The organism is Arthrobacter sp. efr-133-TYG-120 (genome assembly GCF_030209785.1).
In the GTDB taxonomy this organism is placed as follows: Bacteria; Actinomycetota; Actinomycetes; order Actinomycetales; family Micrococcaceae; genus Arthrobacter.
Window position 1 is genome coordinate 1 of the sequence record NZ_JARVRI010000017.1, and the last position, 14008, is coordinate 14008.

Here is a 14008-nt window from a genome sequence, read left to right on the forward strand (position 1 = left end):
TTTTAGGAAGCCGCAAGGTTCCCGCAAGCTTTTCTCGAAGTTTGGTTAAAGATTCAATCAAGTAGTTTTCGAGTGTTGGGCAGGCGGGGGTGCCTCAGCATCCAAGTAGTGGAAACGAGTAACGGCGCGAGCTGGCAGCTGATGCCCGCAAAATCGCTCCCCGTGGGCATTTGCTGCCTGCTCGCGCTAAGAAGGCAAGCGCAACCCGCTGCCGCCGTAAACGGGATAACTGTTGCGAAGTTCCCCACTGGCAGCCTCCGGCTAAGGACCGTGTCCCCTATACTGACACCTGAATACCTGTTCAGATGTTGGAGGCCCCGTGGCTGTTCGTGAAGCCGTCGATGAATGCGGTGTGAAACTTGTTGACCCGGACAAGGTCGAACTCGTCCGGGCGGCCCTGCCCTCGGATCACGACATTGCCGAGCTGGCGGACGTGTTCTCATTGCTGGGCGATCCGGGACGCTTACGGTTGCTGACGTCCCTGTTGGAGGGCGGCGAGCTGTGCGTATGCGACCTCGCAGCGACGACGGCGATGAGCGAGAGTGCAGTCAGTCATGCGTTGCGGCTTCTGCGCGCCCACCGGGTGGTTTCCGTTTCGAGGCGCGGCCGGATGGCCTACTACCGTCTGGATGATGCCCACGTGCGGATGCTGTTGGACTTGGGCCTGACCCACACAGGACATACCGTCGCCGTTCATCCCGAGCGCACGGCCAAGAAGGACAGCGGCCAATGAGCAACCACCACCATGACACGGCGGGCAACCCAGCCAAGCACCACAGCCACGGCCACGGCCACAGCCACGCGATAGCAGCGAACGCGGACCGGCGCTATCTGGTGATCGCGTTGGCGCTGATTGTCGGGTTCATGATCGTCGAGGTGATTGTCGCCATCCTTTCCGGCTCGCTTGCGCTGCTTTCGGACGCCGGGCACATGCTCACCGACGCCGGGGCGATCGCCGCCTCCCTGTGGGCGATCAACCTCGCGGCCCGTCCGGCACGGGGTATCTGGACGTTCGGATTCAAGCGTGCTGAAATCCTCTCCGCGGCCGCCAACGGAATCACCTTGCTGGTCATCAGCGCCCTCGTGGCCGTGGAGGCAATCCACCGCCTCCTTGATCCGCCACCGGTTGAGGGCGGCCCTGTCCTCATCGTCGCGATCTTCGGCATCATCGTGAACCTCGTGGCGGTGTGGGTGCTGGCCAAAGCCAACCGGTCCAGCCTGAACGTTGAAGGATCCTTCCAGCACATCCTGACCGACCTCTACGGATTCATTGCGACGGCGGTCGCCGGGCTCGTCGTCCTGACCACCGGTTTTACCCGTGCGGACGCGATCGCTTCCCTCATTGTGGTGGCCCTGATGCTGCACGCCGCGTGGGGACTCCTGCGGGACTCCGGGAGGATCCTCCTGGAAGGCGCGCCGGAAGGTGTTGACCTGGACCAGGTCAGGGCACACCTCCTCGAAACCGGGCACGTGCACGACGTCCACGACCTGCACGTCTGGACGGTCACCTCCGACCTTCCTGCCCTCTCCGCGCACGTCGTCCTGGATGAGAGCTGCTTCCACGATGGACACGCCCCGCTCATCCTTGACCAGTTGCAAAGCTGCTTGACCGGCCATTTCGACGTCGAACACTCCACCTTCCAGCTCGAACCCGCCGGCCACGCCGTCCACGAAACCGGAACCCACTGATGACAACAGTCCCGGAGGCCGCCTGGATCAAGGACGCCCGTACCGTCCGGCTGCTGTCTTGGTTCAGCCTGGCCTGGATGGTCCTGGAGGGAGCCCTCGGACTGCTTGCCGGCGGTACGGCAGGCTCCGTGTCACTGATCGGCTGGGCGCTCAGCTCCGCCGTCGAGGGCCTGGCGAGCATCATCGTGATCTGGCGGTTCACCGGCTCCCGCACCCTGTCCGAATCTGCCGAACGGCGAGCACAAAAGGCTGTCGCCATCAGTTTCTGGCTCCTGGCGCCGTACATCGGAATCCAGTCGATCATCGATCTGGCCACGGGACACCGGGCCGGGAACAGCGTCCTGGGCATCGTGCTCACGGCGGCGAGCCTGCTCATCATGCCTGCCCTCGGCGTCGCCAAGCAGCGCCTTGGCGCCAGGCTGGATTCCGGGGCCACTGCCGGTGAAGGAACCCAGAACCTGCTCTGTGCCGCCACGGCCGCCGCTGTCCTGATCGGACTGGCCGGCAATGCGGTCTTCGCCGCGTGGTGGCTTGACCCCGTCATTGGCCTCATCATCGCCGCCGTGGCCGTCAAAGAAGGCCGCGAAGCGTGGAAGGGTGAAGACTGCTGCTAGCGCGCCCCAAGACAAAGGACACCCATGGCCAGCATTAACGACACAAGCGAAGTCCGCAAACTCTTGTTGCGCCGCGGTTTGCGGCTTGAATACGCGACCCTGGGCTGGAATGTGGTGGGCCTGGGCGTCCTGGCAGCCGCCGCCATTCAAGCCGGCTCCCCGGCGCTGGCCGGTTTCGGCCTGGATTCCCTGATCGAGATCTTCGCTTCGATCGTGGTGGTGTGGCAGCTCAAGGGTGCCCACAAAGAGCGCGAAGCCCCCGCGATGCGCCTGATAGGGATCGCCTTTGCCATTCTGGGCGCTTACCTGCTCATCCAGGTGGCCGTTGTGTTTGCCACCGGCGTCCGCCCCGCAACCTCGGGTCTGGGCATCGTCTGGACGGCCCTGACCTTCGTGGTGATGCTTGCCCTGGCGTGGGGCAAGATCCGCACCGGGCAGCGCTTGGGCAATCCCGTAATCCGCGCGGAAGGAAAGGTGACCCTCGTGGACGCCTACCTGGCCGGCGCGGTGCTGGCCGGGCTCGCGTTGAATGCCCTTTTCGGCTGGTGGTGGGCCGATCCGCTGGCAGGGGTCGTGATCATCTACTACGCCGCGGTGGAAGCCCGGCACGCCCTCAAACACACCACGGACAAGAGCACCCCATGAATGACCTTGTCTGCCGGGCGGTGCACCAGTGAGCCGCACCAGCCCTGCCGGGACAATCCACGGGCCTACCCTTCCTCTCTATGCAGCGGGGTTTGTGACCGCTTTCGGGGCCCACAGCATTGCCGCAGGCATGGGAGCCCAGAGCGGGAACATCGGCTTGAGCCTGCTGAACTTGGGCATCCTGCTGGCCGTTTACGACCTGGCCGAGGTGTTTCTCAAACCCGTCTTCGGTGTCCTCAGTGACCGGATCGGGCCCAAACCGGTCATCGTCGGAGGCCTGCTGGCGTTCGCCGTTTTCTCGCTGGTGGGGTTGTGGGGCGCGGATCCGCTCCTGCTGGGCCTGGCCCGCCTGGGTCAGGGCGCATCCGCGGCGGCATTCTCCCCCGCCTCGTCGGCCACCGTGGCACGGCTTGCCGGCGGCAAGAACGCCGGGAAATTCTTTGGCCGCTATGGATCCTGGAAAAGCCTCGGCTATATCTTCGGCCCGCTCTTGGGAGCCGGACTGATCCAGGCTGGCGGTTTTGCCTTGCTCTTTGCGGCCCTGTCAGCCCTGGCGGCGGCTACGGCCATTTGGGTGGCTGTGAGCCTGCCACGGTTCGAACCGGTTCCCCGCGTCAGATACACCGTCCTGGACCTCGCCCGGCAGATCACCGAACGGCGTTTCCTCGTGCCCACGGCGGTGCTTGCTGCATCCACCGGCGCCCTGGGTGCCGCCATCGGCTTCCTGCCCGCCCTGGCGACCCGGCACGGACTTGATCCCGTCGCAGGGACGGCCGCAGTGAGCGTGCTGGCCATCGCTTCGGCCATCATCTCGCCATGGGTTGGAACGCGGCGTGATTTGCGAGGGACCAGCGGCGCCGCGGGGATGAGGGCCGGGCTGCTGCTGACCGCCGCGGGCATCGGAATCGTGGCCGCTGCACCGGGACCCATCACCCTGTTCATCGCCGCCCTGCTGATCGGGGCCGGGATCGGAACGGCCACCCCGCTCGCGTTCGCCCATCTGGCCGACACCACACCCCACGAACGGATGGGCAGGACCATGGGTTCAGCCGAACTCGGCAGGGAACTCGGCGACGCGGGCGGACCGCTGATAGTCGGAAGCCTCGCCACCTTGGGCGGACTGCCGCTTGGCCTGGGCGCGCTCGCGCTGCTCGTAGGCGCAGCAAGCACACCGAGGCTCAATCGAACCTGACCTTCAAGCACACCCCTTAGTGGTGTGCTTGCGTCTCCTGGAGCCGCTTGATGAACCAGCGTGATTGCTCGGGCCCGTAGGGAAGCACCGGGATCGCTTTGGTAGCGTCCGACGGCGTGTCCCGGATCGACTGCCTAGCCTGACGTACCGCTGTGGACATGGTGTCTGCCATGGTCTTCACGAACTGGTCGCTGCAAGGCTTGCCGTGGCCGGGGATCAGGAACTCGTAGCGGTGGCGCAGCGCCGAGATGTGCCGCAGGACGTCTGCCCAGTCTTCCGGGTAGGAGTCCTCGAACGACGGGTGCGCGCCTTGTTCCACGAGGTCGCCGGCGAAAAGGGTGCTGGGCGTGCCTACCAGGAGGTCGCCGTCGGTGTGGCCGCGGCCCAGGTATAAGAGGGTGGCGGTGAGTCCGCCGAGGTCAACCAGGACGGGCTGGTCCTTGACGATCGCGTTGGGAATGACGAGTTCGACGGCGTCGCCCCGGCCCGCGGCCATCTCCGGTTCGGTGGCGGCGACGAATCGGCGCTGGTGGTCGCCGTCGTCGTCGATTGTCGCCGCACAGTTGACGTGCCCCCAAAACTCGGTGACGCCGTCGTCGGCAAAAACGGCGTTGCCGAAGTAGTGATCGTAGTGGGCGTGGGTGTTAACGACGACCAGCGGCAGCTGGGTCTTTTCCCGGACGGCGGCGAGGATCTGCCGGCCTTGGCGGGGGCCGCAACCGGTGTCGATCACCATGGCTCGTTCCGTACCTACAACGAGGCCCGTGTTAAGCAGGCACCCTTCGGTCTCCAACACGTAGTTGTTAGGGCCGACTTCGAGCCATGCTGACATTGTTTCTCCGTCTGATACGTTCCGGCAGTGTTCAGGCCTCGATTCTACCCACGTAGAGCTGGGAGGATCGGGAGGAAAGGCACAGTTGAGACCCGGGCCGTTCGAAATCGGTCGATGCGCACTGAGAAGGCTTGAGGAGCAATGCGCGGGGAGCTACGCTATCGGGGTTGGCGATTGCTGCTTGTTAACTAGTTGCAGCTAGGTTCGGCCGCCTGCCTGGGGAGGACATGATCGTGTTACCGGATACTTCGGACGGTGAAAAGGCCAGTGTCGATTTGGGCGTCGACGGTCTTCTCCATTTGCGCTGGCGGCGCGGGGTCGCCATTGAGGTTGACGATGCGCGGGCAGCCATGGCGAAAGTCAACGAGCTCTGCCAACAGGAGCAGCATCCAATGCTTGTAGACATGGCCACGGTCGCTTCCGTTAGCCGGGAGGCCCGGGGTGTGTGGTCCATTCCCTGCGGCGCTTCGCGCATCGCTTTGTTGGGTTCGTCGCCTGTTGACCGGGTCCTGGCGAACTTCTTCCTGGGAGTGCACGTCCCGCCGTGCCCCACCCGTTTCTTCACATCGCGCAGCGAGGCCCTGGACTGGCTTAATGCGGGTTCCTGAGCCCAGGATGTGCTTCTTGCTGCTGCCCGCTGAGAATACGTGACCTCGAGAGAGGGCGTTGAGGACCCGCGCCTGCAGCTATTGGTTGACGGCGTTGTCCGGTTGGCTGCCGGCGATCTGGACGCACGCATTGAGCCGTCGAAGCATCGTGACGACATTGACGCCGTGATCACCGGAGTCAACCTGCTCGCGGAGGAGCTGGGCCACATCCATGCGGATCTGGAGCAGCGGGTGGCCGCCCGCACGGCTATGTTGCGGCGAACGCAGGTTGAGCTGGAACAGATGGCCAAGACAGATGCCCTCACGGGCCTCGCGAACAGGACACTGCTTACCGAGCGGATCCAGCAAGCGACCCTGTCCAGCACGGACGGCGGAAAAGCCCCGGCCGTGTTGCTCCTGGATCTGGACTCCTTCAAGGCCATCAACGACATCCTGGGCCATAGCGCCGGTGACGCCGTGCTGGTGGAAGTTGCCAAACGGCTCCGCTCGGCCGTCAGGGAGCAGGACACTGTGGCCCGCCTGGGCGGGGATGAGTTTGCCATTCTCATTACCGGGGCCACGGAAGGGGAGATCCTTCGGATTGCGCACCGCGCATCGGAGTATCTGCAGGACAGCATGAGCATTGGAATAGAAACGGTCTGGGCGATGGCGAGCATCGGCGTTTGCATCGGCAAGCCCGGGGACCGGGCAGAGGCGCTGATGCGCGACGCCGATATTGCCATGTACCAGGCAAAGGCTCGGGGCCGGAATAATGTCCAACTCTTCCACCCGGACATGCTCGACGCCGTTCAGGAACGGTCGCGAATAACCGCCGAACTACGCACCGCTGTTGCCGGAGGCGAGTTGGGGCTGGTGTATCAGCCGGTGGTCGAGTTGGCTTCCAGCCGCGTCATCGGGGTGGAAGCCCTCCTCCGATGGCATCACCCTGTTCGCGGAACCATCATGCCGGGCAGCTTCATTGGCATCGCAGAAGAAACCGGCTTGATCTTCGAGCTGGGACGGTGGGTGCTGCATGAAGGTCTTGCCCAAATGAGCCGCTGGAGCCAAACAGACCCGGAGCTGACGGATTTCTGCCTGCACATCAATCTTTCCGCCGCCGAACTGCTTCGGACCGACTTGCTGGAGGACATCAAGGCAACGCTGGCCAAATATGGTGTGGATCCGCGGCGGTTGATCTTGGAGATCACCGAGACCGTCTTGATGTCGCGTGAAACCGTGCAGGAACAGGTCCTTAGCGGGCTACGGGAGCTCGGCGTGGGGCTGCAAATTGACGATTTCGGTACGGGCTATTCGTCCATCAGCTACCTCAGGTCGCTTCCGGCAGACACTGTGAAGGTGGATCAGTCCCTCATCAAGGACATGGAGCTGGACCCTCGGCAGCAAAAGTTCGTCTCCGCCATCCTGCAGCTGATTTTCGCTGCGGGGCTCAACGCAACCGTGGAAGGCATCGAAACCGCCGAGCAGGCGGCCCAGCTGGAGGCCATGGGTTGCCTCTACGGGCAAGGCTACTTCTTCGGCTATCCGGGGCCTCCCTCCGAAATACCGCGTCAACTCCGCCGGCCCGCACGGCGTCTGTAGAGTTAGCGCATGTCGAAGCTTTGGGACCAGATGTTGCTTGTCCCCACAGTAGTACGCCTCGCTTCCCGGGCACCGAGAAATCCGGACACCGCGTGGGAAGGATACTGGCGCGGAATCCGCACCACTGGCCGTTCCGGAGATGTGCTTTGGGACTCCGACTCCGCGGCCGAGCATGCTCAGTACTCCAACGCGATCGCGGCCCACTTTGATCCAGCTCTTCCGGTAGTTGACGTCGGGTGCGGCAACGGCACCCACACCCGCTGGCTTGCCGGCCTGTTTCCCCGGGTTCTCGGAATCGACGTGTCCAACGGGGCGATCGAGATGGCGCGCAAGGAAGCAGAAGGCGTCCACAATGCCGACTTCATGGTTCTGGATGCGGCTTCGGCAGGTGCCGGAGAGGTCCTGGTGGAGCGGCTGGGGCCCGCCAACGTCTTTGTCCGCGGAGTCTTCCACGTCCTGAAACCCGGCAAGCAGGCCGCTATGGCCGCCAACCTGCGGACCGCCGTCGGGAACAGAGGCCGGGTGTTGCTGGCCGAAACCAACTTCCGCGGAACTAGCCTGGGCTACCTGACCGAGCTCGGCGCCACCCGGCAAAGCATTCCCCTGCAACTGCGGCGCGCCTTGGAGAACCTTCCCAGGCCCGGGCATTTCGGTGCTGCGGAACGGCACCGCGCCTTTTCGGATGCCGACTGGCAGTTGATTGCGGACGGCCCGATGAACATCGAGGTGGTCCCGATGAACGCCGGCGGCCTTCCGCAGTGGGTTCCGGGATACTACGCACTCCTGGCCGGCGCGGAAAATTCCGGAACAGATCACAATCGGGTGTAACTGCGCCCAGGTGCGCAGCGCGGCGTTACATCCCTATGAAGATTTCATTTCAATCCGGGGCGACCGGATTGTTCGGCTGTAGTGTTTGCTTTGTTGCAGGTCCCGGGCTCAGCCGGAACTCAAGGCAAAGGAATGATTCATGTCGACGCGCAAACCGTCTGCTCGTGCATTGACCGATTCAGGGATGCCGGCTAGTCCGGAGGCTACGGAGCCGCCCCTCAAGCAGTTGCGCGGGCTGCGCCTCCAGGTACTGGAAATCATCGATGAAGTCTTAGGGGACTCTTCGCAAGCAACAGATGCGGTGCGCGAGGAACTTCGCCGGCACATTGCTGCCCACCCTGGGCGTCCGGAAGAGGCCCTGCTGGAACACCTGTCTTCACTCAGGTCGGAACAGCCGGCCCCGCAAAACGAGCCGGAGTCACAGGACAACCCGGCCGCCCAAGGCGAGCCGGAGTCCCAGCACGCAAACAGCCAACACGCAATCAGCCAGCACCCAAGCAGCGCGCGTCTTGAGGCGGTGCTCCGGGACCACATGCTGATGACCGCCTTCCAGCCCGTATTCGACCTCACGACGTCCACGGTGGTCGGCGCCGAGGCTCTGACCCGCTTCGTGAGCGACAGCGGGGACCCTGCCGATTATTGGTTCGCAGAGGCTGAGGACTCGGGGCTCCGAACCGATCTCGAATTCGCGGCGTTGGAGTCGGGGCTCGAGGCCGCGCTGAAGCTGCCGGCCCACCTTTTCGTGGCGTTGAAACTTTCCGACGAGGTGTGCCTGGATCCGCGTCTTCCTGGGCTTTTCGAGCAAACTCCGGTGGCTCCCGCGCGGGTCATCCTTGAAGTTTCCGGGAAGTTCCCCCAGGAGCAGGCCGCTTCGCTTGACGCGGCGGTGGCTCCGCTGCGAAGCGTTGGCGTGCGCCTGTCCATCGAAAACACGGGTTCCTTCTTCGCCGGGGCCAGCCATATCCTTCGGCTTAAGCCGGAGATGATCAAGCTGGAGCGGAATCTGACTGCGGGTCTCAACCAGGATTCCCTCCGGCAGGAACTTGTCGAGGCCGAGGTCGCGTTCGCGCGGGAGATCGGGGCGGCCTTGATTGCCCAACGCATCGAAACCAAGGACGAGCTCGCCACTTTGGCGGATCTGGGAGTAACCCTCGGCGAGGGGTATCACCTTGGGCGGCCCTCGGTGCAGCCCAGCGAATGGGCAAAGTGGGGCGGGCGCTCCCGGCATCTCGCCTCCCCCGGCGGTCGCGGCAGAACCACTCGCAGCTGACGGTCGCGAACCCCAAAAGGGCCGCCGCTTCGGATAACTCAGGCAGCTACAGGCCGATCCGGGCCTCGGTGTTGTTCTATCAACCAGGCTGCCATCTGCTGTGCGCGCTTTGACGCCAGGACGTCGCCTTCGGTGGCCGAAATGATGGAGCCCTTCATCAGGATGTGCCAAGAGCGTGCGAACTCTTCAGTCCGTTCCAGCCCGGCTTCCTCTGCCAACTCCTGGATGTGTCCCCTGATCCTGGCGAGGTAGCCGATGCTGGCTTTCCCCAGCGGATGCTCACGGCCCATTTCGAGCAGGACGTTGATGAACGAGCACGCCTCGAAGTCCTCCCGCTGGAACCAGTCCCCGAAGACGTCGAAGATGGCGAGCAACTGCTCCTCGGCGGTGTCTCCCCGGCTCCGGGCATCGGAGATGATCAAGTCCACGGTCCAGATCTGGTCGCGAAGCGCGAGGAATGCAAGAACCAGATCGTCCTTGGACGGAAAGTGGCGGTAGAAGGTGGCCTTCGCCACCCCTGAACGCTCGATGAGCTGGTCGACGCCGACCGCGCGGATCCCGCGCCGCGAGAACAGTTCGTAGGCGGCGTCCAGGATTCGATCCACCGCGTCATCACGGGTGGTGGTTTGTCCGGCTGGCGATGAAGACGGACCGGGTGCTTCCGAGGCATCTGGCGTACTCATGGTAAGAGCAATCTTACTCGTACCCCGCCAAGACAGACCGGTCTGTCATAGCCCTTCTTGCGCCAACGCGGGGTCACTTACGGCCCATGTCGGGCAGCAACATGGGCCGTAAGTGACCCCGCGTTGGGTAGGATGCCTCTTGCTTCTCTTGCGGCCTTCTGGTTCTCTGGCACTACCGGGCCGCCGCCGCGCTAAATCCGGTGTGGGCCGCGCCCCGGCTGAAGGGACGTGGGACTGCTATGACTTCTCTTTGGCTAGACGTGCGCGAGGCTTCCGCAGCCGCGAGCCCCGATGAATTCACGCCAGGGAACACGTACGACGCCGTCGTGGTGGGCGCCGGAATCACGGGCCTGGCCACGGCTCTCATGCTGGCCCGGACCGGGAGCAGCGTGCTGGTCCTCGAGGCACGACATATCGGGGCGGTCAACACCGGCAACACCACGGCCAAGCTGAGCCTTTTGCAGGGCACCACGCTGTCCAGGCTCCGGAACCAGTATTCGGTGAACGTGGTCCGCGCCTACGTCGACGCGAACCGGGCAGGCCAGAAATGGCTGATCGAGTACCTCGAGGGCCGGGGTGTGCCTTTCCAGTACCGGGATGCTTACACCTTCGCCACCACACCCACCGGCGCGGAACACCTTGTCGCCGAGGCCAACGCTTCCCGGGCGTGCGGGCTCAACGTCAAGTCCACCCGCGAGACCGGGTTGCCGTTCGACGTCGACGCCGCCTTGCGGCTTGCGAAGCAGGCCCAATTCAACCCGATGGACGTCCTGGATGCGCTGGCTGCGGATGTCCGGGCTGCCGGCGGCAGCATCGTGGAGGGTATCCGCGTCATGAACGTCCGCAACGGTGATCCCCTGACGGTGGTAACCAGGAAGGGCGAGGTCCGGGCCCGCTACGTGGTGCTCGCCACCGGGACACCCATCCTGAACCGCGGGCTCTACTTTGCGAAGCTGCGGCCTAACCGCTCGTATGCTGCCGCGCTGCGGCTGCCGGACGGCATGAGCCCTCCTCCCGGAATGTACCTTTCCGCCGAGCCGCCCACCCGCTCGCTGCGGGACTATCCAATGCCCGACGGCGGGACCTTGCTTTTGGTGGGCGGGTTCGGGCATGCGGGCGGCCGGGCGCCGTCGACGCAGGTGCACGTGAATGAGCTGCTCGGCTGGGCCCAACAGCACTATCCGGGCGCCGAGGTGACGCACACGTGGGCTGCCCAGGACTACCAGGCCGGGAATCTCATGCCGTTCTTCGGCCGGTTCCCCCGGGGCCACGGGAAGATCTTCTTCGGCACCGGCTACAACAAGTGGGGCATGACCAACGGTGTTGCCGCGGCGCTGGATATCACCGCCGATATCCGTGGCGAAAAGCTGGAGTGGGCCCGCATCATCCACCACCGGGTGACAGGTCCCCGCGGCGCAGCGTCGACGATTTCGCTCAACGTGGAGACCCAGCAGCAGAATTTCCGGGACAAGGCCGCCTTGAAGGAGAAGCCGGCCATCACGGAGGAAACCCACCCCGCCGAGGGCACGGGCGTCACGGGACTGTTCCACGGGAAGCCTGCGGCCATCTGCACGGTGGATGGCGTGGTGTGCAGGGTGTCGGCGGAATGCGCGCACCTGGGCGGGATCCTGCACTGGAACGACGCCGAGAAGTCCTGGGACTGTCCCCTGCACGGTTCCCGTTACTCTGCGGCAGGCAAGCTGCTGGAGGGCCCGGCGACGCACAATCTGTTCAAGCTGCAGTAGGGGGTTGACGGGGAAAATTGGCGCCCCGTGGAACCGCCATCCATGATGAATGGATTTAGCAAATATACTAAGGAGGCACCTTCTTCTGGTCGGGTGCGCGTGCTGTCCTGAAGGAGGATGAATGGTACCCAAGCGCGTTACTTTGGCGGATGTTGCAAAGCTCGCCGGGCTTTCCACCACCGCCGCCTCGATGATCCTCAATGGGCGTCCCGATACCCGGCTGTCCAAGGATGCGCACGAGCGTGTGCTCGCGGCCGCGGCCGAACTGAACTATCGCCCCAACGTTGCGGCAAGAGGTTTGAGGACGCAGAAGACGCGGACCATCGGTTTCATATCGGATCGCGTTGCCACCACCAGATTCGCAAGCGGCCTGATCGAAGGTGCACTTGCGGCAGCGGGAGCCGCCGATCATGTCATGCTTGTGCTCGAAACCGGAGGCGAAGCCAAATTGGAAGCCTCGGCCCTTGAGGCCGTGCTCGATAGGCAGGTAGACGGAATCGTCTTCGCCTCCATGCGCGCTCGAGAGCTTTACATCCCCGAACTGCCTGCCGGAACGCGTTCAGTTCTTTTGAACGCCACCAGCCAGGGGCACACTGTCAGTGTGCTGTCCGACGAGTACACCGGGGGGAAGACCGCGGTGGAAGTACTCGCGCGCCATGGGATCACCGAGGGGGTGGCCGTGCTCGGGTACTCCGAAGAAGCTGAGCAAGGCCTGTTCCGTTCGGTCGCCGTCAATCGCCGCGTGGAGGGCATCAAGGATGCCCTCGCCGAAAACGGCATTGATGTCCCCGTCTGGGAATCAGTCTGGCTCTGGGACGCGGATCCCGGTTATGCCGCGGCGAAGAAGATCCTCCGCCGGCACCCGGGCATCCGCGCCCTGCTGTGCATGAACGACCGGCTCGCGTTCGGCGCTTATCAGGCGCTTCAGGAGAAAGGTCTTCGGATTCCGGACGATATTTCGATCGTGTCTTTCGATAACGACGAGTTGGCCTCGTATCTGCGTCCTGGCCTCACTACGGTTGCCCTCCCCCACGAACAGATGGGCAGGGATGCCGTCCGTTTGCTCCTATCCGATGATGCGGCTCCAGGCGAGCGGCTGGTTCCGATGCCGCTGATCGAGCGTTCATCGGTCATTCGCTAGGCTTCCATGATTCTTCGCAGGGCGCGCATGATGGATGTCGCCCGGGGATCGTCTTGGTTTTCGAGGGTGTTCGTGACGTAGCCAAAGCCGACCTTATGAACGGGATCTGCGAAAGCGACCTGACCGCCCGCCCCGTCGTGCCCGAACGAAGATGAGGTGAGGAACTCCCGTCGCTCGGACGAGAGCATGAAGCCAGTTCCCCACCGGGGGTAAGGGCCCGGAAGCCACCAAACGGGCTCCCCCTCGCTCTGGACCTGGGTCATGTCATTGACGACATCGCTCTCCACGAGGGCGATGCCCTCCGTCGGAACCACCATCGCCGACCAGATCGTGGCGAGGCCAGCGGCGGTTGCGATACCGCCTGCCCCCGGAACTTCGGCCTGATGCACCTCGGGTGAGTCGAATCCCGCGCCAGCCACAACCAGCTCGGGCGGGAACGCTGCTCCCAGCGTCATCGCCCGACCTGCCCAATAGAGGTCGTCCTCACTTGGTTGGCGGGTGCCGCTCGCTGGCGGATTCCGGATAGAGTCCCCCGCAAGGAGTCGGGCTACCCGCGGCTCCACCGACGGCGGTACCCCGATCCACGCGTCGACGCCCAACGGACCACTTACGGACTGTTGCAAGAACGAGCCCACGCTGGTATCAGTGATGCGGCGGATGACCTCTCCTACATACCAGCCGTAAGTCAGCGCGTGGTAGCCATAAGCCGTTCCAGGTTTCCACAGCGGCTCCTGCGTGGCCAGGACGGATACAATCGAGGGCCAGTCGAGCGCGGTCCCGAGACTGATGTCTTCTCGGGGCGCGGCAAGCCCGGCGCGGTGGCTCAGGAGCTGACGGACTGTGACCGCCTCCTTGCCGGCAGCCGCGAACTCCGGCCAGTAATCGGCAACCGGCCTGTCCAGCCCGAGCCGGCCCTGGCCAACGAGCATGGCAACAAGGACCGCGATGAGGCCTTTGGTGCAGGAGAAGATCACCGTAGGCGTATCACGTGCCCAAGGTCTCCCCTCGTGCCGGTCGGCGAGGCCGGCCCACAGGTCGACGACCGTCTCACCGCCGACCCTGATGTTCAGCGCAGAGCCGCCTTCGCCGTCACCGACGCTTTTACGGTAGGCATCGGCCACCGGGCCGAAGCCATCGGCCACGAACCCATTTACTTCATTCATGTGCATTTTCTCCTCGGATT

General features: G+C 64.1%; 14 protein-coding genes. 11 read left to right on the forward strand and 3 right to left on the reverse strand.

Translation table 11 applies throughout. The features are described from left to right. Window positions 1-319 precede the first annotated feature (319 nt). From QRN51_RS11440 to QRN51_RS11460, 5 genes are read left to right on the forward strand one after another with little or no spacing between them, the layout of a single operon-like run. A complete protein-coding gene (locus tag QRN51_RS11440; protein WP_284989968.1) occupies window positions 320-733 on the forward strand; it encodes an ArsR/SmtB family transcription factor in 414 nt (137 codons plus the stop codon). Further along, window positions 730-1689, forward strand: a complete 960-nt coding sequence (locus tag QRN51_RS11445; protein ID WP_284989969.1) for a cation diffusion facilitator family transporter — start codon at window positions 730-732, stop codon at window positions 1687-1689. The genes QRN51_RS11440 and QRN51_RS11445 overlap by 4 nt, the downstream gene beginning before the upstream one ends. Continuing rightward, on the forward strand, window positions 1689-2303 hold the full coding sequence (locus QRN51_RS11450) for a cation diffusion facilitator family transporter (RefSeq protein ID WP_284989970.1): 615 nt from the start codon (window positions 1689-1691) through the stop codon (window positions 2301-2303). Before QRN51_RS11445 ends, QRN51_RS11450 begins: the two co-directional genes overlap by 1 nt. A 24-nt stretch (window positions 2304-2327) precedes the next feature. Continuing rightward, window positions 2328-2948, forward strand: a complete 621-nt coding sequence (locus QRN51_RS11455) for a cation efflux transmembrane domain-containing protein (RefSeq protein WP_284989971.1) — start codon at window positions 2328-2330, stop codon at window positions 2946-2948. Between the two features lie 28 nt (window positions 2949-2976). Continuing rightward, window positions 2977-4140, forward strand: a complete 1164-nt coding sequence (locus QRN51_RS11460; RefSeq protein WP_284989972.1) for an MFS transporter — start codon at window positions 2977-2979, stop codon at window positions 4138-4140. 16 nt (window positions 4141-4156) lie between these two features. On the opposite strand, the gene QRN51_RS11465 is transcribed toward QRN51_RS11460, so the two are convergent. Continuing rightward, a complete protein-coding gene (locus tag QRN51_RS11465; RefSeq protein ID WP_284989973.1) occupies window positions 4157-4972 on the reverse strand; it encodes an MBL fold metallo-hydrolase in 816 nt (271 codons plus the stop codon). A 233-nt stretch (window positions 4973-5205) separates the two neighbouring features. Between QRN51_RS11465 and QRN51_RS11470 the strand changes: the two genes are divergently transcribed. From QRN51_RS11470 to QRN51_RS11485, 4 genes are all read left to right on the forward strand, one after another. Beyond that, window positions 5206-5580: a DUF7793 family protein gene (locus QRN51_RS11470; RefSeq protein ID WP_284989974.1), complete on the forward strand. Its 375-nt coding sequence runs from the start codon at window positions 5206-5208 to the stop codon at window positions 5578-5580. Between the two features lie 39 nt (window positions 5581-5619). Then, complete coding sequence (locus QRN51_RS11475) at window positions 5620-7158, forward strand: putative bifunctional diguanylate cyclase/phosphodiesterase (RefSeq protein WP_059387207.1); 1539 nt, start codon at window positions 5620-5622, stop codon at window positions 7156-7158. A 9-nt stretch (window positions 7159-7167) separates the two neighbouring features. Further along, entirely contained in the window at window positions 7168-7986 is an 819-nt protein-coding gene (locus QRN51_RS11480) for a class I SAM-dependent methyltransferase (RefSeq protein ID WP_284989975.1), read from the forward strand. A 139-nt stretch (window positions 7987-8125) separates the two neighbouring features. Then, entirely contained in the window at window positions 8126-9256 is a 1131-nt protein-coding gene (locus QRN51_RS11485) for an EAL domain-containing protein (RefSeq protein ID WP_284989976.1), read from the forward strand. A 38-nt stretch (window positions 9257-9294) separates the two neighbouring features. Here the strand turns inward: QRN51_RS11485 and QRN51_RS11490 are convergent, their stop codons facing one another. Continuing rightward, window positions 9295-9939, reverse strand: a complete 645-nt coding sequence (locus QRN51_RS11490) for a TetR/AcrR family transcriptional regulator (RefSeq protein WP_284989977.1) — start codon at window positions 9937-9939, stop codon at window positions 9295-9297. A 239-nt stretch (window positions 9940-10178) separates the two neighbouring features. Between QRN51_RS11490 and QRN51_RS11495 the strand changes: the two genes are divergently transcribed. Together QRN51_RS11495 and QRN51_RS11500 are read left to right on the forward strand one after the other, a co-directional pair. Continuing rightward, entirely contained in the window at window positions 10179-11684 is a 1506-nt protein-coding gene (locus tag QRN51_RS11495; RefSeq protein WP_284989978.1) for an FAD-dependent oxidoreductase, read from the forward strand. 121 nt (window positions 11685-11805) lie between these two features. Then, the gene (locus QRN51_RS11500) at window positions 11806-12825 is read left to right on the forward strand and encodes a LacI family DNA-binding transcriptional regulator (protein WP_284989979.1); all 1020 of its coding nucleotides are present in this window, start codon (window positions 11806-11808) and stop codon (window positions 12823-12825) included. Here the strand turns inward: QRN51_RS11500 and QRN51_RS11505 are convergent. Beyond that, window positions 12822-13988, reverse strand: a complete 1167-nt coding sequence (locus QRN51_RS11505; RefSeq protein ID WP_284989980.1) for a serine hydrolase domain-containing protein — start codon at window positions 13986-13988, stop codon at window positions 12822-12824. The genes QRN51_RS11500 and QRN51_RS11505 overlap by 4 nt on opposite strands. Window positions 13989-14008 lie beyond the last annotated feature (20 nt).

Coding starts and splice junctions, on each gene's coding strand:
- QRN51_RS11445 (WP_284989969.1), top strand. CDS start 730: ATGAGCAACCACCACCATGACACGGCGGGCAACCCAGCCAAGCACCAC.
- QRN51_RS11450 (WP_284989970.1), top strand. CDS start 1,689: ATGACAACAGTCCCGGAGGCCGCCTGGATCAAGGACGCCCGTACCGTC.
- QRN51_RS11455 (WP_284989971.1), top strand. CDS start 2,328: ATGGCCAGCATTAACGACACAAGCGAAGTCCGCAAACTCTTGTTGCGC.
- QRN51_RS11465 (WP_284989973.1), bottom strand. CDS start 4,972: ATGTCAGCATGGCTCGAAGTCGGCCCTAACAACTACGTGTTGGAGACC.
- QRN51_RS11480 (WP_284989975.1), top strand. CDS start 7,168: ATGTCGAAGCTTTGGGACCAGATGTTGCTTGTCCCCACAGTAGTACGC.
- QRN51_RS11485 (WP_284989976.1), top strand. CDS start 8,126: ATGTCGACGCGCAAACCGTCTGCTCGTGCATTGACCGATTCAGGGATG.
- QRN51_RS11490 (WP_284989977.1), bottom strand. CDS start 9,939: ATGAGTACGCCAGATGCCTCGGAAGCACCCGGTCCGTCTTCATCGCCA.
- QRN51_RS11495 (WP_284989978.1), top strand. CDS start 10,179: ATGACTTCTCTTTGGCTAGACGTGCGCGAGGCTTCCGCAGCCGCGAGC.
- QRN51_RS11500 (WP_284989979.1), top strand. CDS start 11,806: ATGGTACCCAAGCGCGTTACTTTGGCGGATGTTGCAAAGCTCGCCGGG.
- QRN51_RS11505 (WP_284989980.1), bottom strand. CDS start 13,988: ATGAATGAAGTAAATGGGTTCGTGGCCGATGGCTTCGGCCCGGTGGCC.